Source organism: Kribbella sp. NPDC051587 (assembly GCF_044453945.1).
GTDB lineage: Bacteria > Actinomycetota > Actinomycetes > Propionibacteriales > Kribbellaceae > Kribbella.
On record NZ_JBITDE010000016.1, the window covers coordinates 125,707 to 146,589 of the forward strand.

Sequence of the window (20,883 nt, forward strand, 5' to 3'; positions counted from 1 at the left end):
GCACGACGGCACCCGGTCGTGAACAGGGTCAGATGTCCAGAGGACGCAGGACCAGCAGGATGCCGTGCGCGATCTGCTTGTTGCCCTTGTTGAGGTCGAGCGCGCAGGGGTTGAGCAACGGGTCCGAGTCGTTGCGGTCGGCATCGATCAGCCGGATCAGCCGGTAGCGCCTGCTGAGGACGTCGACCTTGATCGTTGCGCCGGGCAGCGCCGTGGTCAGCTTGGCGCCGTCGGAGGCGAGTGCCGCCTTGCTGTCGATGGTCGCGCCCGGGATCACGTGGTACAGCAGCACGGCCTCGATGGTGTCGACGCCGAGCAGACCGGCGAGTCCGGTGAACAGCTGGCTCTCCGAGCGGTACCACTTGCCGGTGAGGTCCTTGGCGAGCAGCTGGAAGGCGCGGTCGGTGGGCAGGAAGGCCGTGAGCGCGACGTTCCCGTCCGCCAGGACCTTCACCGGGCTGTTCGGCTTGGCGGCCAGGACAGCGCCGACCGCCTGGGTCAGTACGTCGTAGTCGTTCCAGTTCCGGTCGAACGTGTCGCCGTCGGACGCGAGTACGGCCGCGAGACTGCGAGTGCCGAGATGACGAGCGGCGGAGGCCTGTGTCGTCGTGGCGATCGTGCTGGCGAGCAGTACGGCCGCGGCGGCGACACCGGTCGTCAAGGTGCGGGTCAGGCGTTTGCGCATCGGACAAGCCTTCCAGGGGCGCGGTCGCTCCGTTGCAACCGCTGTCAGCAACACTTCCGGCGCCGTCAGCGAGTTGGATGCAGACCTGGCCGAGATCAGGTCAGATCCGGACGGTCCGGCCGAGGAGGTTCCGTGATGGGTGCCGCGGGACGATGATGGGTCGTCATGGACGTGCCAACGGGCGACGGTGGTGATCTGGCCGAGGCACGCGAGAACCTGCCCGAAGGGTGCCGATGCTCGCCTGGAGAGCATCGCCGAGATCACCTCCGCAGTCGCGGCAGCCCGCTCGGCCGAGCTCGACGGGTCGGTCTGGTTCGAGAGTGACTTCCGCTTCATGCAAGCCCTGGAGCTCCCAGGTCTGCGATTTCTCATCAAGCTGGCCGACACTGGCGTCGCGATCTTCACTCATCCGGACGGCTCGTGGGCGCGCATAGAGGATGGAACCGTCGCCCAGGCTGGTCCGCAGTGTGTGTGGGACGTCGTGGAAGCCGCGCATCGACGGTGGGACGAGCTGGGGCGACCGACCCGGGACAAGTTCGGCATCGACGTCGCGCCCGGCGTACAGCAGGTGCGTCTCGATGGAAGCGATGCAACCTGGCGACTCCCGGCGATGCCCTAGCAAACTACCTTTCTTCTTTGCGATCTCCAGCCGCGTTCGCGAGCGACTGGAGTTGCTGTGCGAGTCGGCGCCGATCGGTTCCTGGCTGGATGTATCCGCCCGGCTGCATTTGCATCGTCACCGCCGACATGACGAGATCCTGATCAAGCGGTCGGAGTTCGCCCCAGGCACTCACTGCCAGGCGCAACGCCTGGAATTGCTCGAAGGCCGAGCGTGAGCCAGAGATGGCGGCCACGATCGCACCGGCATCGACCAACCTGTGGTTGCCTTGCATCATGCCGAGAGCGGCGATCCGTTCGCCGTCCTGACCAGACCTGAACAACTCCGACACCTCCGCCGCAGTGTGTCGCCCATGCCTTGCCTGATCTCGTGCTTCGGCAACTTTTCGTTCTAGCGTCGCCGTGCGGCTGAGGCCCGCTGCTTCGGTCTGTCGTGCGCGTTCGTACCCCCGTGAGATGGAATCCATCTCGGCGCGAAGATCGGTCAACTTCTGCCGTACTTGACTGAGCTGACGCTCGATGTAGAGGACTGGGACAACCAGCAGCGCTGTCGAACCCAGCTGCAGAAGAAGATCAGCGAGATAGCCACTGTCCTCAACCAGCCATCCAACGAAGATCAGTGCTGCGCCAACGAACACCATCGTGGCGGCCAAGGTGTATCGACGAAACATGTCAGCTGTCCTCTTTCTTGCGGAGGCGGAGGGCTCGCTCGGTGAGTTTGCTGGTCACTGACTTGGCGCGGTCCAATGTCTCGGTGCCGAGGCGTTTCGCGGCGTCGACGCCGTCTGAACCTGTTTCGAGGGCTTTGGCTTTCACGTCAGTGGCTGCGGCGGACCAGGGGCGCGCCTCTAGGGATGGTCGGTCGTGGTCGATGCCAAGACGCGCGTGGAAGTCGGCGACGGCGCTGGCGACGTGGTTGCTGGACTGGACGACCTCTCGGGAGGCAGACGGGTGAAGGAGGACCTTCGCGTTGGCGGTGCCGGCGGAGGCGTCCATGCGCGCCAGAAGTTGTGACGTGCTTTGTGTGATGAGGTGAAGCCGGTTGGTTCGCGCGGTCCGGAGCGCCATCCGGTGCCGGTCGAGTTCGTCGGGCGAGGAATCCAGTACTCGGTCGAGTTCGAGTACGGCGATCGCGTCCTGGAGCTTGACACAGCGGGCGAGGACGGCGAGCCATTCGTGAACCCGTGACTCGGCGGTTTTGGTCAGCGTGGCAAGCTCGCCGACGCTGGACTCGTGCCCCGCTTTTTCGGCGAGCGCGTCGAGTTGGAGCAGCGCGTACGCCTGGGTTCGGGCGAGCGTCATGGTGGTGGCCTGCACCTTCGACCAGGTGACGTCCGAGACCCGACCTACCTGGTCCCGGATGGTGAGGGCCTCTTCGATGACGAGGTCCACGCCCATCACGTCCGCGAAGACAGCGTCTTTCTGGCCTCGGAGGACGTCGTCGACTTTCTGGTCGATCGTGGCCAGGTAGTCGGTGATGTCGTCCATCGCCTGCTGCATGGCGAGTTGAGCCATGATGCCTGCCGCGCCCGCCAGGAGCGCGGGGTTGGCCAGCAGTGTTGATGGGCCTTTGGCGAACTCGACGAACCCTTTGATCTGGCCGTGGTTGCCTTTCAAGGCTCCGGTGTCGAGACCGGTTTTGCCGCTTCCCCGCAGCCCGTGCTTGTGGGCGAGCTGGGCGGACTCCTTGGTCAGCTTCACCCAGCGGCCCGAGTTGGCCGCTAGCTCAGACCCTGCCCGTACGGCGGCAGCCGCCGTACTGAGGGAAGGCTTGAGCCGGTGCAGGCCGAGGTCTTGCGATGTCAGTCCTTCGGACCGGAGGAAGCGGTCGACGGCCGCCGGATCGCCGATGACCGCCAGTCCGTCACCGTCGCTGATCAGCTCAATCTCGTCGGGCATCGATAGCTCCTGAAGGTGTGCGCAGAGAACGCGGGCTCGCACAGACAGAGCGCGGGGATTCGAGCGTGATACGTAGCGCTCCGTAACGAAAGGCCTCTCCGTCACGATGTGGTCGGCAAGGCGAGGGGAAAATACGATGGGGTGGATGGATCGGCTGCGTGGCCGAGGGGGAAGTCGCGAGACTGGGCGGGTGGCTCCGAGTGGGGGACTGCCGGTTCGGATGCTGGCTGGTGACGACGATCTTGAGGTCGTGGGGGAGAGTCACTATCAAGACGCTCTCTGGGGGATCGCCGGCGCGCGCGTGGGTCAGAGTGTGCGGTGCACGGTTGAAGCGGTGCTGGTGCCTGAGCCGCAGAACGCGTACGACCCCAACGCGATTGCCGTTGTGATCCACGGGCACCTCGTCGGCTATCTGGATCGGCAGACGGCAGGACTGTATGCGGCCGGCCTCAACGAGCTCATGCGGTTGCATGGAGCGCATATCGGGCTGTCGGGCGTGATCGTGGGCGGCGGGTATTACGACGATGGGCCGGGCAGGCTCGGGGTTTGGCTCGAGCATCGGCCGAGTGACTTCGGAGTGGTGCGGCGGGCTGCGGGGCCACGCGGGCGGCCCGTGCTCGCCGAGTCGACGATGCGGACCGGGTTCAGCGAGGCCTGGCTGACGGATGCGGAGGACGACTCGTACGACCTGTCCTGGTACGACGAGCTGCCGGAGGGCGACCGGCGTGCGATTGCCATGCTGCAGAACCTGCTGGCACACGATCCCGACCCGATTGATCGGCACTTCCAGTTCGCCGAACTGGAGTCGCGGTTGTACCGATGCCGCGATCTGTACGACTCCGCGCTGGACGAGTTCGACGACGTCTGCAAGCGGCATGACGCCGAGATGGACACGATCTGCCAGGCCTTCATGGCGAAGTGGAGCAAGGTACCGCTGCTCGAGACCTATCGTCAGATGGCGATCCGGCAGCAGAAGAAGCAGGACTGGGCGGAGTGCCTGCGGTGGGCCGAGCGCGGCATCGCCCTGTACGGCGCGGCGCCGGCTCGCGAGGACGCGGTGGAGGATCTGCAGAAGCGGCGGGCTCGAGCGCTGCAAAAGCTGGTAGCGCCGGTGCCCGCGAAGGCCAAGGTAGCTGCAACTGCACGTGCGGTCGCAGCGCACCCGAAGCAGACAGTCGCTCCGGCCGCCGGTGTCGCTCTGGAGATCCTCGTTTGTGGATCCTGCGAGGCTCGCTTCGAGCGGCTGCTGGTGCGCGGTCGCAAACCGAAGCTCTGCCCGACCTGCCGAGCGATCGAAATCTGAGCGCGAGCGGCCGGGGCCGGGTGACGAGTGTGATCAGGTCGCTTGGCTAGTCCTGCGGTGGGTGTCGATCTCGGCCATGTGGGATTCGGCCCAGTTGCGGAGGATGGCTAGGGGTTGGTCGAGGCTGAGGCCTAGTGGGGTTGCGCCGTACCAGACTGCTGGTGGGACGGTTGCTTCTACGCGGCGGGTGAGTAGGCCGTCGGCCACTAGGGCTTGCAGGGTCTGGGACAGCATTTTGGACGAGATGCCGGGGATGCGGCGGCGGAGGTCGGCGAAGCGGACCTCGTCGGGGTGGGCCTGGGCGAGGACCTTTATTGCCATGGCGGTCCACTTGTCGCCGATGCGGTCCAGTAGGTGCCTGGTTGGGCAGTTGGGGTCGAAGAGGTCGCCGCGAGGTGGCGGCGAGGTGGTTACCCGGGGCTCACCACGTGTGGGCAAGGTGCCTCCTTGTTGCGGACAACTTCGGTCACCAAGATAGAGCAGGTATCTATCGGTTACCACGGAAGGAGTCGACGTGGAGTTGTCCACCGCAGTGAACGGAACTGAGCTCAACGTTGCCGTGACCGGCAGCGGCCCGGCCGTTGTGCTGTTGCATGGTTGGCCGCATACGTGGCGGGTGTGGGAAGCGGTCATTGGCCGGCTGGCCGAGCAGTACACCGTGATCGCGCCCGACCTCCGCGGTCTGGGCGACAGCGCCCGGCCGGAATCCGGGTACGACGCCTCGACCATCGCTGACGACATCAACGGTCTGCTCGACAGGTTCGCCGTACCGGATGCGTCCGTCGTCGCCCTGGACGCGTCCGTACCTGCAGCCTTCCTGCTGGCCATGGGTTCTCCCGAGCGTGTACGACGCCTGGTGCTGATGGAGTCGCTGCTCACGCCGCTGCCAGGCGCGGAGGCGTTTGGAACACCGTGGTGGTTCGGTTTTCATGCCGTGCCAGGACTGGCTGAAACGGTTCTTGCCGGGCATGAACGTGAGTACGTCGAGTGGTTCCTCCGCGCCGGAACGCATGATGGGCAAGGCGTCGATCCGGCGACAAGCGATGCATTCGTCAGCGCCTATACCGGCGAGGACTCATTGCGCTGCGGCTTCGAGTACTACCGGGCCTTTCCAACCAATGCCGCCCAGATCCGGGTCGCCACAGCGACGAGTCGGCTGACCGTCCCTACGCTGGCCATCGGGGCCAACTCCGTCGGCGATGCACTCCAGCGGCAGCTCGAGCCGATCACCGACACGCTCACTGGACACGTCATCCCCAACTGCGGACACATCATCCCGCTCGATCAGCCCAACGCGCTGCTGGACCTCCTGATCCCGTTCCTAGCGAGCACCGAGCTAGAAGCGGAATCGGACGATGCGGGTGGACCGCCTCATGCCTGGCAGGAGGTTCAGGAGGCGGTAGATGCGGCGTACGTTCACGGGCGCCTTGGCCATCAGTAGCGGTGAGTCGTTCATCGGCGCCTCGTCGACGTACTGGAGACGTGGATGCCATGCGGCGATGGTTGCCGGGTCATCGAAGCCGCAGTGAAACCGGGTGCCGTACTTGCGCAGCGTGGGATCCCACTTCGAGGTGCGCCAGGCCCAGACCGACACCGTGTCGAACTGTATTTGGCCGGCCGGGAAGCTGTCGACGACGCTGGTGAGCAGTCGATGGAGGTCGGTCTCGCTGAGATAGGGGACCAACCCCTCGGCGATCATCAGGACCGGCCGGTCGTGGGGGACACGGTCCAGCCAGCCGAGGTCGGTGACGCTGGAAGCGATCAGGGTGTGATGCTCTCGCGGCGGCAGGAATTGCTTCCGCAGTTCGATGACGGAGGGATAGTCCAAGTCGTACCAGTCGACCGTGGCCGGTGGGTCGATCCGGTAGACCCGGGCGTCCAGACCGCAGCCGAGGTGGAGCACCACCGCATCGGGGTGCTCGCCGAGGAAGGCCCGGGCCCAGTCGTCGTGAGCCTTCGCCCGTACGACGGCCGCGAGCCCGATCTGGCTGGTACCGAACCGGCCGGTGTCATACCCGGGATCGAGGCGGCGCATGGCCTGCTCGGCGTACTTGTCGCCCAGAATCGGGTCCGGCAACCGGTTGTCCAAGGCCTTCGCCCTGAGGACCGGGCTGAGGGTCTTCTGCGCTCCGACGAGTTCGACGTCATCCACACCACCCAAACTACTCTCAGCCCGGCTGCGGCATGGCGATTCACCAGCCCGCGTGGTACGAACAGACCAAAACCGCAGTCCGGGGGGACGAGCATGAGTGGACAATTGCCGGGCAGGCCGATCGTCACCGACGGCGGCCTGGAGACTGACCTGATCTTTCATCACGGCCAGGACCTGCCGTACTTCGCGGCCTTTCCGCTGCTTGACAGCGCGCAGGGCAGGTCGCTGCTGACCGAGTACTACGACGGGTACGCCGCAATCGCGGAGCAGACCGGGACCGCCTTGATGTTGGAGTCCGCGACGTGGCGGGCCAGCAGCGATTGGGCGCACCTCCTCGGCTACTCCGACGAAGCGTTGGCGCGCACGAACCGGGACGCGATTGCGATGCTCGACGGTCTCCGCGACCGGTACCGCGCCACGGTGAAAGATGTGGTGGTCGGTGGTGCGGTCGGTCCGCGTGGAGACGGGTACAGCCCGGACCGGCAGCTCGATGCCGACGAGGCCGCTGAGTATCACGCTCCGCAGATCGACGCGTTCGCGCAGGCGGGTGCCGACGTCGTGACTGCGTACACGATGACCGGCACCGGTGAGGCGATCGGGATCGTCCGCGCCGCCCGCGCGAGCGGCGTACCGGTGGCGATCTCTTTCACGCTTGAAACCGACGGCCGGCTGCCGTCCGGCGAGTCGCTGAAGGATGCGGTGACTACCGTCGACGAGGCCGGCGGCCCGGACTACTTCCTGATCAATTGCGCGCATCCGACCCACATGAGCCCGGCCTTGGCCGAAGACGGCCCGTGGCGGGAGCGGATTGCCGGCCTGCGGTGCAACGCTTCCACCAGGAGCCACGCGGAACTCGACGAGGCGACAGAGCTGGACGAGGGTGACCTTCAGTTGCTCGCGAACACCCACGAGCAACTGAAGCCGTCACTGCCCAACCTGTCCATCGTCGGCGGCTGCTGCGGCACTGACGCCCGCCACGTGGCCGCCCTCTGGGGAGTCAGCTAGCGGAGTTGCTCGTTCATGATCAGGAAGGCGCCGAGGCCGTGGAAGTCGTTCGTGGCGCGCGTCCGGTCGACGTAGAACTGGTAGTCGCCGACGTTGGTGCCGACGCTGATGTCGTTGAGGTAGGTCCGCCCGTCGTTGCCGAGCGAGATCGTGGCCAGCACGCCTCGATAGCCGCGATCCGCGACGGCCTGGTACGACGGTTCGACGTACCCGCGTTGGACGGCTCGGGAGATGACGAAGGTGTACATCGACGAGCAGGACGTCTCGGTCCAGTTGTCGGTACGGTTGCCTTTGTCAACGACCTGGAACCACCGGCCGGTCTTCGGGTCCTGATACTGCGCATACCCGGCCACGAGCTTCCGCAGTACGTCGATCAGTTCGGCTCGCCGGGGTTGGTTGGTCGGTACCGCTTCGAGGACGTCGATGACCGCCATCCCGTACCAGCCCTCGGCGCGGCACCAGACCTCCGGGGCCAGCCCGGTGGTGGGATCCGCCCAGGTCTGGGCGCGAGCCTCGTCGTACGCGTGTCGTAAAAGGCCGTTGGGCTGTTGCAGGTGGCTGGCGTACGTGAGCAGCTGACTGACGGTCTCGCGAGCCGTGTACGTCGAGTCCCCGAACTCGCGACCGTATTCCGCGAGGAAGGGGTCGACCATGAAGACGCCGTCGCCCCAGAGTTGGTGCTGGCGGTAGGTGGCGGCGTGCCAGAAGCCGCCGTCGGCGGTGCGTGGGTAGGTGTTGAGTCTGGTACGAATCTTGCTGGCGGCAACCTTGTAGCGGTTGTCCCCGGTCTCGTGGTGGAGCGCGACCAGCAGTCGCCCGGAGAGCATGCTGTCGAGGTCGTTGAAGCTGTTGTTGATGTTCCCGGACGAGTCGACGAACCGGTCCACCCAGGTCTTGAGGTAGGTCAGGTACTTGGGGTCATGCGTGCGCTGGTAGACCAGGTACTGCCCGTAGAGGTAGAGGCCGGTCGGATAGGACCAGCCGCCGAGCGTCGATGGGGTGTACCGAGCCATGGTCGAGTCGGCCATCGCTTTCGACCAGTCTGTCGCAGCTCTGGTGACGTCGAGGTAGTCCAGGTTCGCGGTGCCCTCGGCGGTCGTTGCTGTGACGCGGATGGTGTTCGAACCGGCGATGAGATTCGCGGTGGTCTTGCGGGTTTCCCAGATATCCCAGCCACCGGTGGACGGGACCGGGACCTGCTTGGCGACCACGGTGCCGTTGACTGTCACATCCACTGCGCGGATGGCGCTGGTGCCGTTGGCGTGCCCGAAGGCGAGGGTCGCGGGTCCGGCCTGGACGCGGCTGACCGTCCACTCCACATAGCTCCCGACTGCGTTGCGTGTGTTGACGAAACCCGTGCCAGAGAAGCCGGCGTGGTCATGGTCCACCGTGCTGCCGGTCGAGTACGCCGCTGACTCCGCCTCATATCGCGTTGTGGCGCTGGCGTTTGCCGGGGGAAGAGCAACCAAAGGAGTGATCAGGAGGGACAGGAGTGCCGCGAGGGCGCGGCGCGGTGTTTGTGCAGGCATCTCGAGCTCCAAAACCGGGGGCGGTCAGAGTTGGTGCTGGCCAGGCCTCGACTCTGACCGGGTACCGCACACCACGTCAAGAAGCTAATGCGTATTAGTCAAGGCGCCGGTACAAACCAGTGACGGCGCGCGCCGCGCGCTTACCGGCGAAAACGGCCGAAAGTCTTACCCTGAAGGAATCCCCGACGGTAGCGCCATGCTGCCCGCAACAACTCTGCGTGGACACACCGGGGCCGCGTCGGCAGAACGTCGCCGTGACCGGAAGTCACCTCGGGTACAGCCACAACCCCGCCGTACTGTGGCTCGCGGCTGACCGGCTGGCGCAACCGCTAGGCGAATGGCGTCCGTTCGACCCACCGACTGCGCTACAGCGTCACTTCCCAGCAGACCTGTCGAGCGAGCTCACCTGGTAGACCGCGGAGGCGGAACGAGACAGGGGATTCGGGACCTTCGGCCCTGCCGAGGCGGGCGTGAGACAAGGAACCTGGGAGGGCAGGGGAGTCCCCGGCTCGTCGGAGGCGAGATGAACGATCGGGTGAGTCGGTCCCCTGCGACCAGCCGGCGTCATGTCAGATCGAGGACCGACGGGATCATCGGCTCTGGTGCCGTGGCCGCCGTGGGGCGATGATGCAACGAGAGGTGCTGTACGGCGCGGTCCGAGGAGATGGTGGATGACGATCAAGGTGTTCGTGCTCGACGACCACGAGGTGGTGCGGCTGGGGCTGCGTCAGCTGCTCGAGTCGGAGCCCGACATCGAGGTCGTCGGCGACGGCGCCACGGTGGCCGAGGGGATCGCCCGGATTCCGGCGACCCGGCCGGATGTCGCCGTACTGGATGTCCGGCTGCCCGACGGCGACGGGATCTCGGTCTGCCGGGAGGTGCGGTCGATCATGGACGAGCCGCCGGCGTGCCTGATGCTGACGTCGTTCTCCGACGACGAGGCGCTGTTCACCGCGATCATGGCCGGAGCCTCGGGCTATCTGCTGAAGCAGGTGAACGGCGGCGATCTGGTTGGCGCCGTACGGCGGCTGGCGGCCGGTGAGTCGCTGCTCGATCCGGCGATGACCGCGAAGGTGCTCGATCGACTCCGGCATCCGATCGCCGACGAGGACCCGCGCTACGCCACGCTGACCGAGCAGGAGCGCAGGATCCTCGCCGAGATCGCCGAGGGCAAGACCAACCGGCAGATCGCGCAGTCGCTGTTCCTGGCCGAGAAGACGGTGAAGAACTACGTCTCGTCGCTGCTGCGCAAGCTCAATCTCGAGCGCCGTACCGAGGCCGCGGTCTTCGCGATCGAGCACTCGAAGAAGCAGGGCCGCGCCTGAGCCGCTAGGCGTTCACGACGTCGAGCGCCTCCCGGGCGATCTGCCATTCCTCGTTCGTCGGTACGACGAGAACCGCGACCTGACTGTCGTCGGGGGAGATGAACCGGGCGTCTGTGGACGCCGATTGGTTGCGCTCGGCATCGACCGTGATCCCCAACCGCTCGAGCCCGCTCAGCGCGGTGGCCCGCACCTCGGCGGAGTGCTCGCCGACGCCGGCGGTGAACACGACGGCGTCGACCGTGCCCAGTACGGCGTAGTACGCGCCGACGTACTTGCGCAGCCGGTGGCAGTAGACGTCGAACGCCAACCGAGCCCCAGGATCACCGTCGGCCCGGAGCCGACTGACCTCGCGGAAGTCGTTCGCCCCGGCCAGCCCCTTGAGACCGGACGCGGAGTTCAGTTGCCGGTCGACCTCAGTGGTGGTGAATCCGAGCTCCCGCGTCAGATACGCCGGTACGGCGGGATCGAGGTCGCCGGACCGGGTTCCCATCACCAGGCCCTCGAGCGGGGTCAGTCCCATCGACGTCTCGACCGAGCGACCACCCTGAACCGCTGACGCCGAACAACCGTTGCCCAGGTGCAGCACGATCACGTTCACGTCGGCCGCGTCCCGGCCGAGAAGGCGTGCCGCCTCCTGGGAGACGAAGGCGTGTGAGGTTCCGTGGAACCCATACCGACGAACACCGTGGTCGTCTCGCCAAGCCAGCGGTACGGCATACGTGTAGGCGTGCTCGGGAAGGGCCTGGTGGAACGCGGTGTCGAAGACCGCGACCTGCGGGAGGTCGGGGAAGAGCCTGCGTGCCACGGCGATGCCTTCGAGGTTGGCGGGATTGTGCAGCGGCGCGAGCGGGACCAGATCGGTGACCGCGGCAACCAGTTCGTCGTCGATCAGCGCCGGAGCGCCGAACCGGGATCCGCCGTGCACCACCCGATGACCGACAGCCGCGAGGTCGATCCCGTCGAGAGACGGCCCGTGCGACTCGAAGGCATCCAGGGCTCCACGCAACGCGTCTTCGTGGTCGGCGATAGCGCGGGTGACTTCGGAGTCACCGTCCGGACCGTGATGGATGTGACGGCCCTCGTCCTCGCCGATGCGCTCGATGAGTCCGGAGGCGGTGGCCTTGCCGCTTCGTCCGTCGATGAGGCTGTACTTGAGCGAGGAGGAGCCGGCGTTGATCACCAGCACGTGGTCACTCACTACGGACTCCCTGCTCAGCCTGTACGGCGGTGATCGCGACCGTGTTGACGATGTCGCGGACGGTTGCGCCACGGGAGAGGTCGTTGACGGGTTTGCGGAGTCCTTGGAGAACCGGCCCGACCGCGACGGCGTTCGCTGAGCGCTGGACGGCCTTGTAGGTGTTGTTGCCGGTGTTCAGGTCCGGGAAGATGAAGACGGTCGCACGGCCGGCTACCGGTGATCCCGGGAGCTTGGTCCGGGCGACGGCGGCGTCGATCGCGGCGTCGTACTGGATCGGTCCCTCGATCAGCAGATCCGGTGCCCGGTCGCGGACGATGCTGGTTGCCTTGAGCACCTTCTCGACGTCGTCCCCGGTACCCGAGGCGCCGGTCGAGTAGGACAGCATCGCGACCCGCGGTTCGATGCCGAAGGCAACTGCGGTCGCGGCCGACGAGAGCGCGATGTCCGCGAGCTGCTCGGCGGTCGGATCCGGGTTGACGGCACAGTCGCCGTACACGAGGACCTGGTTCTGCAGGCACATGAAGAACACCGAGGAGACGACCGAGACGCCGGATACCGTCTTGACGACCTCGAGGGCCGGCCGGATGGTGTGGGCGGTGGTGTGCACCGAGCCGGAGACCATGCCGTCGGCCAGACCCAGCTGGACCATCATGGTGCCGAAGTACGAGACGTCGCGGACCAGTTCGCGGGCGCGTTCGAGGTCGACACCGCGGTGCCGACGCAGGCGATGTAGTTCGGCGGCCAGTTGCTCGGCCATCGGGTCGTGCTCCGGGTCGATCAGCCGGGCGGCGGTCACGTCGACACCGAGGCTTGCGGCCTTCGCGCTGATCACCACCGGGTTGCCGAGCAGGGTGAGATCGGCGACGCCGCGGCGCAGCAGCGTGTCGGCCGCGCGCAGGATCCGCTCCTCCTCGCCTTCGGGCAGGACGATGTTCTTGCGGTGGGCAACGGCTTCGTCGATCAATTGGTGCTCGAACATCAGCGGTGTGACGGCGCTGCTGCGGGCGACCTCGAGTTGGTCGAGCAAGGCGTTGCTGTCCACGTTGCGCTCGAACAGCGCGAGCGCGGCGTCGATCTTGCGCGGTGAGTTCTTCGCCAGCCGGCCGCGGACCGCGGTGAGCGCGGCCGAGGTGGCTTGGGTGTCGAGGTCGGTGTCGAGGATCGGCAGCGTGACGCCGAGACCGTCGATCAGTCGCTGAACTTGGCTCGGAAGGGTGAAGCCACCATTGAGGACCACCGCGGAGATCTGTGGGAAGTTGAGCGAGGCGTGTGCCATCAGGACGCCGAGGACGACCTCCGGTCGGTCGCCCGCGGTCACTACGGCGGCGCCGTCGGACAGGCGGTCCAGCACGTTCGGCATGGTCATGCCGGCGACGACCAGGCCGGTCACCTCGCGGGTGAGCAAGGCGCGGTCGCCACTGAGGAGACGGCCGTGCACGGCCGGGAGCAGATCGGCGACCGTCGGCTGGGAGAGCACCGGCTCCTCCGGCAGCGCGAAGGCAGGAACGCCGGTGTCGGTCAGTGCGCTCACCGCCTCGGCCAACCCGTCGGGGGCGACTCGGTTGGCGACCACCGCCGCGAGGGTGCCGTGGTTCGCGCGCAGTTCACCGGCGGCCATGTCCGCGATCGCGCGCAGCTCGTGCGTGGTCCGGCCGAATCCGTTCAGGACGAGGAGGACCGGCGTACCGAGGTTGGCGGCGATCTTCGCGTTGAACGCGAACTCCGTGGGCGTCCCGACATCGGTGTAGTCACTCCCAACCACCAGTACGGCGTCCGCTCGCTCGGCCACCTCGTGATAGCGCTGGACGATCGCGCTGAGCGCGGCATCCGGGTCAGCGTGGACGGCGTCGTACGTGACGCCGACGCACTCCTCGTAGGTCAGGTCGACCGCGTCGTGAGCGGTCAGCAGGTCCAGCACGTAGTCGCGGCCGCCGTACAGGGTGGTGTCGGGGCGCACGATCGGCCGGAACACGGCCACCCGCTCGACCCGGCGCGACAGTTGCTGAAGGACACCGAGAGCGACCGTGGACTTACCGGTCGACCCTTCCACCGAGGCGACGTACACGCTGCTGGCCATGAATGAACCCTAACCAGTGGCGCGCGGGACCTGGCGCCGATCCCGAGATGGGGCGTTCGGTCAGTCGGTGGGTGCGCGGAGCTCGATGATCGTGCCGTGGGGCTCGTTGTCGGCGATGCTGACCGTGCCGCCGAGGGGCTCTGCGCGCTCGACGAGGTTGTGCAGGCCGCTGCGCCTGGCCGTGGCAGCGATGCCGACGCCGTTGTCGGTGATGCGGGTGATGACTTGGCCGTCGCTGACCGCAACTTCGACGGTCACCTTCGAGGCCTCGGCGTGGCGGACGATGTTGGACAGCGATTCGCGAATCGTGGCGAGGATCTGCGGGCGGACCACGGCCGGGACCATGGTGTCGATCGGGCCGGTGCAGATCAGCGTCGCCCGGAAGCCGAGCGGTTCGGCGTACTCGGCGACCAGGGCCTGCACATCGCCGCGCAGGGAACGCGCCTCGGGACCCTGCTGCAGCTCGAAGATCGCTGCGCGCAGGTCGCGAATCGTCGTGTCGATGTCGTCGACCGCGCGGCGGAGGCGGTCCTGGTGCTCGGGACGGGCGAGCCGGTGCATGCCTTGCAGTTGGAGGCCGGTGGCGAACAGGCGCTGGATGACCAGGTCGTGCAGGTCGCGAGCGATCCGGTCGCGGTCCTCGAGGACGGCCAGCATGCCGCGGTCGCGTTGTGCCTGGGCCCGCTCGAGGGCCAGCGTGGCCTGGCCGGCGAACATCCGGACCAGATCGGCACCGTCACTGACGCGGGTGTTGACGCCCTGCCGCGCAGCGACAACGAGCAGGCCGCCGGTGCCGGTCGTGCCCGGTGGGAGTGGTGCGATGGTCGTTCGCCCGAGGCCCGCACCCTCGGGGAACTCGACGAGGCCGCCGGTGTCCTTGAGGAGTTCGGCGAGGTCGTCGAGGACGATCTGCTCGCTGCCGGCGGCGGCTTGACCGATGACCGGTAGATCGAAGGGGATGCGGTGGCCGAGATAGTGCTGGAACCCGGCCGGGCCGTCGACGGCGGCGACGACGAGCTGGTCGCCCTCCGCCAGGAGGACGGCAGCGGCCTGAGCGCCGGCGACCTCGCGCGACCGTTCGGCGATGAGCTGCAGGACCTGTTCGGGGTCGAACTCACCGAGCATGAGCTGAGTGATCTCGGCAGTGACTTCGTGCCAACGGCGGCGGCGCTCGGTGTCGGCGTACAGGCGGGCGTTGTCGATGACCACGCCGGCCGCGGCCGCGAGGGCGGTCACCGCACGCTCGTCGTCTTCGGTGAAATCGGCGCCGCCGGTCTTCTCGGTCAGGTACAGGTTGCCGTAGGCGTGCTCGCGGGTCCCGATCGGTACGCCGAGGAAGCTCTTCATCGGAGGGTGGTTCGAGGGGAACCCGTACGAGCGCGGGTGCTCAGCGAGGTCGTGCATACGCAGCGGTTCGGGGTGCTCGATCAGCAGGCCGAGGATGCCGTGGCCCTCGGGGTAGGGGCCGATCGTGGCGATCTCGTCGTCGGTGACGCCGTGGGTGATGAAGCTGACCAGGCGTTTGCCGTCGCGGCCGACCACGCCGAGAGCGCCGTACCGGGCACCGGCCAGTTCGCAGGCGGCGCGGAGCAGGGCATCGAGGCGCACCCGGGAGAGACCGGTGTATTCAAGAGCCCCCTCGTCCCAGGTCCCACGTCCGGAATGCGAAGCGTCGACCACGGGCCAACCGTACGGACAGTCACGACCGATGGGAACCATTGAGATGCGGACGCTGAGCCCAGGGGAGCAGCCGTCGGCCGTGCATCGCCTCGATACCGAGCCGCACGAGCTGCGGCGCGTCGATCGGGAGCCAGGAGTGGAGCGGCAGCGTCTGCCGCAGCTCGGCTGCTTCCGCTCCGGTGACGATCGACAGATGGCCGATCGCGGTCACCGTCCAGCCGGTGTGCATCTCGAGGTCGGCGTCGTCGGCCTCGAACGCGACCACGTCACCGCGTTCGGCGGCGCGGAACTTCTCGCCCTGTCCGGTGCTGAACACCACGGTCTCCTCGTCGAGGACGAAGTTGACCAGACGAATCGCGGGCAGGCCTCCGTGGGTGTACACGAGGCGTCCCAACGGCACGGAACGCAACAGGCGAAGGCAGCTCGACGGACTGAGGATCTCCAGTCGTGAGTGATCGAAGCGCGGTGCGGCGCTCATCATGATCGGTGCACTGTCCGAGGTCACAGAGCTACCATCGCGCGGCGTGCCGATGCCGCAGTAGGGCCGAAAGTCCTTCCCTCAGGGAGACTCCCCAAGCACCCCCACTACTGACAAGGCGACCTCGTCAACAGGTTCTTTCGAGCACGGAAAGTCGGGACCTCTGGCCCTGCAACAGCCCGACGGACTCGTGTGTGATGGCGTTGACCGGGGGAGGCCGACAGCAGCGACGGTGGCAGATCCTCAGCTGTTATCGCCGCCGACGGCCGCCCCCGGTTGCCCGGTTGCGGGACTGGAGGGGTCCGCAACCGGGTCAATGAACCACCCCTGAGCTTCAGGCGACCGGTACGGCGGTGGGCTGCGCCAGGGCGAACAGGCGGTCGAAGACGTTGGCGCGGTCGAACTGGAGGGCGTGGGCTCGGGCGCGTTGTTCGGCTTCTGATCGCTGCGCGGGGGACCAGTCGCAGACCACCTCGTCCATGACGGTGCGGAGGGCGGCGGGGTCGCGCTGGGGGACCAGCTGGGCGGTGTCGCCGACTGCTTCGGGGACGCCGCCGGTGGCACAGGTGATGATGGGGCCGCCGCCGGCCAAGGCCTTCTCTACCAGGGCGATGCCGAAGGTCTCGACGAACTCGGGTTGCTCGCGGGTCGGCAGCACGAAGGCTGCGCTTCCCGCCATCAGCGCCGGCTTCTCGGCGTCGGCGACATCGTTGAGGATGTGCACCCGGTCGGCCAGCCCCGATGCGGTCACTCTTGCGAGCACCTCGGCTTCTTGGGGGCCGCGGCCGGCGAGGACCAGTTGGACGCGCGACGCCGAGCGGGAGCCGACGTACGCGTCGATCAGGTCGTCGACGCCCTTGGCCGAGGCGATGCGGGACAGGAAGAGGATGTAGCCGTTTCGGGTGAGGCCGCGGCGGGTGAGGGTCTCCGCGATCGTGTCCTCGGTGAGGGAGAGGTAGGACCAGGAGTCGACGGCGGGGTACGAGATGGCGATGCGCTCGCGGCACCGCTGCGCGAACGTCGTACCGTGCATGGCGTCGAGGGTCGCTGCCGAGGCCACGATCAGGTCCTTGGTGTACTCCGAGACCGCGACGCACTGGTCGGCTGCGAGGTAGACGGACAGGATGTGTGCGGCTGCGCCGAAGCGGCCGGTGTTGACGCACTCGCGGACCACGTTGGTGATGTCGGAGCCGACCGCCTCGGCGATCGTGGTGACCTGTGCCGGCCCGATCTGGCGCGCGACCTGAACGGCTTCCTGTACGGCGATCGCGTGCGGGCTCAGGTAGAGGGACATCGCGACCGTCGGTACGCCGTCGCTGAACAGCTCGATCAACCGCCCGATGAGGCCGGACAAGTAGCGGCCGTCCGGGACTCGGTAGTCGCCGACGGGGTCGGGGCGCTCCACGGTGATGCCGGGGCTGTAGGGCAGCACGCCGTCGAGAGGCTTCAGCGGGAGTCCGGCCGCCTCGAGTGCGTTGAGCGGCCAGGTGACGATCCGTACGTCGTCGAAGCCGCGGGTGAGGGCCACCTCGGCGAGGCATCGTGCCTCGCCGGAATGTCCGCAGATCACCGGGTCTGCGCGGACAACAAGAACCAGACGGCGGTTGGGTTTCGTTGGGATGTTCATGCCTCACCTCCAGTGGTGTGCAGCCGATCGGATGTGGATGGTGGTCTGACCTGCGTGCCCCAGCCCGAGGGTTTCGGGCCGAGGTCGATGTGCAGGTTGCGGATGTGCCGCAGTTCGCGGCCGGAGATCCAGGGGCGTTCGAGGGCCTTGCCGTTCACCGCGATGGATTGGACGTAGGAGACCGGCCCACCGGCCTCGACCGGTTCGAATCCTGAGGTGGTGATCGACAGGTCGCCGTCCGGCAGGTGGGTCACGGACTCCGCCACGGCCGGTGCGCTCACCAGGAACAGGTTCTGCCCGGCGACCGGGAACAGCCCGAGTGTTGCCCACACGTACCAGGCAGACAGCCCGCCGGAGTCGTCGTTGCCTGGCAACCCGCCGCGGCCGGTGCCGAACTGGTTGGCGATCGCGGCATGCACCACTTCTGCGGTTCGATCGGGCCTTCCCGCGTAGTGATAGGACCAGGGAGCCTCATAGTCCGGTTCGTTGTTCAATCCCTCGAACCGGCACAGGTCGTACCCGGCGGCCATCTCGGTCACGCTCGGGGCCACGCCCGGCTGGTTCACCGGTACGGCGTCGTACCCGAAGAACTTGTCGAGGAGCCCCACGAACGCTTCGTCGCCGCCGGCGAGCGCGATCCGGGCGCGCATGTCGTGGAGCAGCCGGAAGGAGTAGTTCCAGCGACCGCCCTCGTAGAACGTCGAGTCGCGCAGCAGACCGGTGTTCGGGTCGTACGCCGCCCGCCAGCCCTGCGCGTGGTCGCGCATCTGTTGGGCCAGGGGGCGGTCGCGCAGCTTGCGGGCGATCGCCGCGGTGCAGTGGTAGGCGTAGGCCAGGTCGAGCGTGTGGCTGATCGGGTGCGCGACCCCGTGCACGAGGTAGTCCTCGCCGTACGTCCGGCGCAGGTCCATCTCCAGGTGCACCATGGCCCAGTCCCAGTCGATGCCGGGCAGGTCCAGTTGGCACAGGTCGGCGAGGAAGGTGTGCGCGAGGGCACTGCCCTGCCGGGAGAACCGGTCAGCGCCCTTGGCCATCCGGTAGCCGATCGGCAGGTTGCCCTCCTGCTCGCAGATCGACAGCAACGAGTTGGCCAGCGCGACCGAACGCTGCGGGAACAGCGTGGTCATCAGCGGTAGCTGGGTGCGGTAGATGTCCCACATGGTGCAGATGTCGAACGCGTACGGGCCTTCGGTCGTCGTTGACGGGCTCTCGTCGGGAGCGAAGCACGGCTTGACGAGCGAGTGATAGAGCGCCGTACCGAAGACTGTTGCCTGGTCGTCGGACTCGGTCTTGATGTCGATCGTGCCGAGATGGTCGCGCCAGGTGGCCGCCGTACTTTCGTGTCGGCCGGCGAAGGCAGCCTGGCTGCGGTCGATATCCGCGTGCAGGTTGTCGCGGGCGGTCTCACACCCACGCAGGGAGAACCCCAGGCGTACCTCGATGGTCTGCTCAGCGCGCGACTGGCCCATGAACATCAGCCCGAACGGCCGCAGCGTGGTCGGTCGGATGTAGTCGAAGTCGAGGCGGGTGCCGCCGGGCATCAGACGCCGGTCGTACCAGAGCAGCTGTCGCCAGCCGGGCGCATCGACCTCCATGTGGACGGCCAGCGGTACGCCCTCGACGTGGATCTCACCTTGGGCGACTCCCGGCGCCAGCATCGCCAGGTGCGCTTTCAGCGGGACGGTCCGGCTGTGTGGAATGGCCAGGCCGCCGTTCGAGGCGTCGATGACGATCCGGGCCGCGTCGTTGGCCGGAAAGGTATAGCGATGCACGGCGGACTTCGGGCCGACCGTCATCTCGCAGCGGATCCCCGAGCTCAGGGTCGCCGCGTAGTAACCGGGCTCGGCCACCTCGTCCACCAGGTCCCAGGTGGTGCCCAGGTCATCGAGCGGGCCGAGCATCGGCGTGACGCGGAAGTAGTTGTAGTACTTGCGGATCGCACCGGTGCCGGACTGCTGGAAGTGGGTGAAGCCGGACGCGACCGGGCGGTCGTACAAGAGGTCGGGAACGCCCTCGGTGTTGAAGTTGTAGAGCCCGTAGCCGGTCGGGTACGCCCCGGAGTACGGGCAGGCCGACACCATCCCGAACGGGTGCATGGCACCCGGATGGGTATTGCCGACCTGCGGCTTGGGCCACCACCACGTCGCAGCCAGGCCCTTGGGCGTGGGTAGTTCGGTGGCGCCGGTCCCGATGAACGGGTCAACGTGCTCGTACATGGGGGCTCACCCGCCTCGCGCGGCCGACGTGGGCTCTCAAGGTAAGAACCTGATGTTTCAGCCGCGTGACCGAAGGAAACGCGCAGGTTACATCCGGGCGTACACCACACGATCAGTAAGCGGGGCCCCAGTGGTTGGTCAGGGGCCGAGCAGTCCGATGGCGAACGAGACGACCAGGACGGACAGCATCAGGGCCGATACCGACTCGACCGCCATCAGCATCTTCGCCCGGACGCTCAGCGGCATCGTGTCGGTCGGGCTGAAGGCCGAGGAGTTGGTCACCGAGACGTACAGGTAGTCGATGAAACCCGGCGCCCAGCCGGACTTGTCCGACGACCGCTTCGCGACCTCGCTGACCGCGTCGTGATCCTCGTCCTGCGGGAAGCGGAAGTCGGCGTCGGGCAGCCCGGGCCGGGCGATCCGGAAGCGAGTGACGGGTCCGCCGCGGTCGAGCTCCCAATAAGCCAGCGCGAACACCAACACGTTGGTGAGCCACACCTGCCCGGCGGCCGCGAGCAGCTGACCGCCGGCGGTCGCCTCACCGGAGACAAGCGAGCGGATGAGCAACACGAGCGCGGTCGTGTTCGACAACGCGATCAGGAGCACCAGGCCGATCGACAGCCTTCTGAGGAGCCGGTTCTGCCGGCTCATCCGCCGCGGGTTCGCCAGCACGAGCGGGACGAACAGCAGCAGCTCCAGCCCCGGAATCACGAACCTGGGCCCGATCTGCAGCGAGCTGGGGAGAACGGCGTACAGCAGAATCGCCACCAGTACGCCGATCGCAGCCGGCAACCGCGGTTCCCCCGGATGCGCGGGCCCAGCCTCTTCACTGCTCATCCCGCCACCCTGCCACAGACCGGACAGTCGAAGTGCTCCGCGTCACTTCGACACCTGAGCAGCCCCTGCGCCCGGCTAGCGAAGTTTGAGGCGGTGGAGGAGTTGGGCGACGTTGAGGTCGTAGCCCCAGCCGTAGGTCTTGGGGGTGAGAATGCGGGGATCGTCGTCGTTCCAGAGGCGCGATTTGGCGCGTTCGACCGTCGGACGTCGCCAGTCGAACGGCATTCCGAGGAACTTGCCTGCCTTGCTCATAC

Annotated in this window: 20 protein-coding genes; 6 read left to right on the forward strand and 14 right to left on the reverse strand. The window is 67.2% G+C overall.

The genetic code is table 11. The features are described from left to right. Positions 1 to 28: 28 nt before the first annotated feature. Positions 29 to 685, reverse strand: a complete 657-nt coding sequence (locus tag ACIA49_RS37305) for a fasciclin domain-containing protein (RefSeq protein WP_396382998.1) — start codon at positions 683 to 685, stop codon at positions 29 to 31. Between the two features lie 190 nt (positions 686 to 875). Between ACIA49_RS37305 and ACIA49_RS37310 the strand changes: the two genes are divergently transcribed. Continuing rightward, positions 876 to 1,304, forward strand: a complete 429-nt coding sequence (locus ACIA49_RS37310) for a hypothetical protein (RefSeq protein ID WP_396382999.1) — start codon at positions 876 to 878, stop codon at positions 1,302 to 1,304. Positions 1,305 to 1,308: 4 nt separating this feature from the next. Here the strand turns inward: ACIA49_RS37310 and ACIA49_RS37315 are convergent, their stop codons facing one another. After that, positions 1,309 to 1,974, reverse strand: coding sequence for a hypothetical protein (locus tag ACIA49_RS37315; RefSeq protein ID WP_396383000.1), 666 nt, complete (start codon positions 1,972 to 1,974; stop codon positions 1,309 to 1,311). Position 1,975: 1 nt separating this feature from the next. Then, on the reverse strand, positions 1,976 to 3,202 hold the full coding sequence (locus ACIA49_RS37320) for a hypothetical protein (RefSeq protein ID WP_396383001.1): 1,227 nt from the start codon (positions 3,200 to 3,202) through the stop codon (positions 1,976 to 1,978). Positions 3,203 to 3,347: 145 nt separating this feature from the next. On the opposite strand from ACIA49_RS37320, the gene ACIA49_RS37325 reads away from it, so the two are divergent. Next, positions 3,348 to 4,505: an HIRAN domain-containing protein gene (locus tag ACIA49_RS37325; RefSeq protein ID WP_396383002.1), complete on the forward strand. Its 1,158-nt coding sequence runs from the start codon at positions 3,348 to 3,350 to the stop codon at positions 4,503 to 4,505. Positions 4,506 to 4,538: 33 nt separating this feature from the next. Here ACIA49_RS37325 and ACIA49_RS37330 read toward each other — a convergent pair whose 3' ends face one another. After that, positions 4,539 to 4,943: a winged helix-turn-helix transcriptional regulator gene (locus tag ACIA49_RS37330; RefSeq protein WP_396383003.1), complete on the reverse strand. Its 405-nt coding sequence runs from the start codon at positions 4,941 to 4,943 to the stop codon at positions 4,539 to 4,541. A gap of 76 nt (positions 4,944 to 5,019) precedes the next feature. Between ACIA49_RS37330 and ACIA49_RS37335 the strand changes: the two genes are divergently transcribed. Beyond that, positions 5,020 to 5,946, forward strand: coding sequence for an alpha/beta fold hydrolase (locus ACIA49_RS37335; RefSeq protein ID WP_396383004.1), 927 nt, complete (start codon positions 5,020 to 5,022; stop codon positions 5,944 to 5,946). On the opposite strand, the gene ACIA49_RS37340 is transcribed toward ACIA49_RS37335, so the two are convergent. After that, on the reverse strand, positions 5,842 to 6,657 hold the full coding sequence (locus ACIA49_RS37340; RefSeq protein ID WP_396383005.1) for a class I SAM-dependent methyltransferase: 816 nt from the start codon (positions 6,655 to 6,657) through the stop codon (positions 5,842 to 5,844). The genes ACIA49_RS37335 and ACIA49_RS37340 overlap by 105 nt on opposite strands. A 93-nt stretch (positions 6,658 to 6,750) precedes the next feature. On the opposite strand from ACIA49_RS37340, the gene ACIA49_RS37345 reads away from it, so the two are divergent. Next, a complete protein-coding gene (locus ACIA49_RS37345; protein WP_396383006.1) occupies positions 6,751 to 7,662 on the forward strand; it encodes a homocysteine S-methyltransferase family protein in 912 nt (303 codons plus the stop codon). Here ACIA49_RS37345 and ACIA49_RS37350 read toward each other — a convergent pair. Continuing rightward, on the reverse strand, positions 7,659 to 9,191 hold the full coding sequence (locus tag ACIA49_RS37350; protein ID WP_396383007.1) for a glycoside hydrolase family 88 protein: 1,533 nt from the start codon (positions 9,189 to 9,191) through the stop codon (positions 7,659 to 7,661). The genes ACIA49_RS37345 and ACIA49_RS37350 overlap by 4 nt on opposite strands. A gap of 254 nt (positions 9,192 to 9,445) precedes the next feature. Between ACIA49_RS37350 and ACIA49_RS37355 the strand changes: the two genes are divergently transcribed. Further along, positions 9,446 to 9,604 (forward strand): hypothetical protein, encoded by a 159-nt coding sequence (locus ACIA49_RS37355; protein ID WP_396383008.1) that lies wholly within the window; start codon positions 9,446 to 9,448, stop codon positions 9,602 to 9,604. A 258-nt stretch (positions 9,605 to 9,862) separates the two neighbouring features. Further along, positions 9,863 to 10,516, forward strand: coding sequence for a response regulator (locus ACIA49_RS37360; protein ID WP_396383009.1), 654 nt, complete (start codon positions 9,863 to 9,865; stop codon positions 10,514 to 10,516). A 4-nt stretch (positions 10,517 to 10,520) separates the two neighbouring features. Here ACIA49_RS37360 and ACIA49_RS37365 read toward each other — a convergent pair whose 3' ends face one another. The 8 genes from ACIA49_RS37365 to ACIA49_RS37400 form a co-directional block, all read right to left on the reverse strand. Next, on the reverse strand, positions 10,521 to 11,714 hold the full coding sequence (locus ACIA49_RS37365) for an acetate/propionate family kinase (protein ID WP_396383010.1): 1,194 nt from the start codon (positions 11,712 to 11,714) through the stop codon (positions 10,521 to 10,523). Continuing rightward, on the reverse strand, positions 11,707 to 13,791 hold the full coding sequence (gene pta / locus ACIA49_RS37370; RefSeq protein ID WP_396383011.1) for a phosphate acetyltransferase: 2,085 nt from the start codon (positions 13,789 to 13,791) through the stop codon (positions 11,707 to 11,709). The genes ACIA49_RS37365 and pta overlap by 8 nt, the downstream gene beginning before the upstream one ends. A 60-nt stretch (positions 13,792 to 13,851) precedes the next feature. Further along, the gene (locus ACIA49_RS37375; RefSeq protein ID WP_396383012.1) at positions 13,852 to 15,471 is read right to left on the reverse strand and encodes a GAF domain-containing protein; all 1,620 of its coding nucleotides are present in this window, start codon (positions 15,469 to 15,471) and stop codon (positions 13,852 to 13,854) included. Positions 15,472 to 15,490: 19 nt separating this feature from the next. Beyond that, entirely contained in the window at positions 15,491 to 15,976 is a 486-nt protein-coding gene (locus tag ACIA49_RS37380; RefSeq protein WP_396383013.1) for a pyridoxamine 5'-phosphate oxidase family protein, read from the reverse strand. Positions 15,977 to 16,283: 307 nt separating this feature from the next. Next, entirely contained in the window at positions 16,284 to 17,576 is a 1,293-nt protein-coding gene (locus tag ACIA49_RS37385; RefSeq protein WP_396383014.1) for a glycosyltransferase, read from the reverse strand. Then, positions 17,573 to 19,792 (reverse strand): glycoside hydrolase domain-containing protein, encoded by a 2,220-nt coding sequence (locus ACIA49_RS37390; RefSeq protein ID WP_396383015.1) that lies wholly within the window; start codon positions 19,790 to 19,792, stop codon positions 17,573 to 17,575. The genes ACIA49_RS37385 and ACIA49_RS37390 overlap by 4 nt, the downstream gene beginning before the upstream one ends. Positions 19,793 to 19,930: 138 nt before the next feature. Next, on the reverse strand, positions 19,931 to 20,629 hold the full coding sequence (locus ACIA49_RS37395; protein ID WP_396383016.1) for a hypothetical protein: 699 nt from the start codon (positions 20,627 to 20,629) through the stop codon (positions 19,931 to 19,933). A gap of 75 nt (positions 20,630 to 20,704) precedes the next feature. Continuing rightward, positions 20,705 to 20,881 (reverse strand): DUF5808 domain-containing protein, encoded by a 177-nt coding sequence (locus ACIA49_RS37400; protein WP_396383017.1) that lies wholly within the window; start codon positions 20,879 to 20,881, stop codon positions 20,705 to 20,707. Positions 20,882 to 20,883: the final 2 nt, after the last annotated feature.

Bases quoted from the DNA above. Each gene is read 5' to 3' on its own strand.
- ACIA49_RS37305 (WP_396382998.1), bottom strand. From the start codon at position 685: ATGCGCAAACGCCTGACCCGCACCTTGACGACCGGTGTCGCCGCCGCG.
- ACIA49_RS37315 (WP_396383000.1), bottom strand. From the start codon at position 1,974: ATGTTTCGTCGATACACCTTGGCCGCCACGATGGTGTTCGTTGGCGCA.
- ACIA49_RS37320 (WP_396383001.1), bottom strand. From the start codon at position 3,202: ATGCCCGACGAGATTGAGCTGATCAGCGACGGTGACGGACTGGCGGTC.
- ACIA49_RS37325 (WP_396383002.1), top strand. From the start codon at position 3,348: ATGGATCGGCTGCGTGGCCGAGGGGGAAGTCGCGAGACTGGGCGGGTG.
- ACIA49_RS37345 (WP_396383006.1), top strand. From the start codon at position 6,751: ATGAGTGGACAATTGCCGGGCAGGCCGATCGTCACCGACGGCGGCCTG.
- ACIA49_RS37350 (WP_396383007.1), bottom strand. From the start codon at position 9,191: ATGCCTGCACAAACACCGCGCCGCGCCCTCGCGGCACTCCTGTCCCTC.
- ACIA49_RS37360 (WP_396383009.1), top strand. From the start codon at position 9,863: ATGACGATCAAGGTGTTCGTGCTCGACGACCACGAGGTGGTGCGGCTG.
- pta (WP_396383011.1), bottom strand. From the start codon at position 13,791: ATGGCCAGCAGCGTGTACGTCGCCTCGGTGGAAGGGTCGACCGGTAAG.
- ACIA49_RS37385 (WP_396383014.1), bottom strand. From the start codon at position 17,576: ATGAACATCCCAACGAAACCCAACCGCCGTCTGGTTCTTGTTGTCCGC.
- ACIA49_RS37390 (WP_396383015.1), bottom strand. From the start codon at position 19,792: ATGTACGAGCACGTTGACCCGTTCATCGGGACCGGCGCCACCGAACTA.
- ACIA49_RS37395 (WP_396383016.1), bottom strand. From the start codon at position 20,629: ATGAGCAGTGAAGAGGCTGGGCCCGCGCATCCGGGGGAACCGCGGTTG.
- ACIA49_RS37400 (WP_396383017.1), bottom strand. From the start codon at position 20,881: ATGAGCAAGGCAGGCAAGTTCCTCGGAATGCCGTTCGACTGGCGACGT.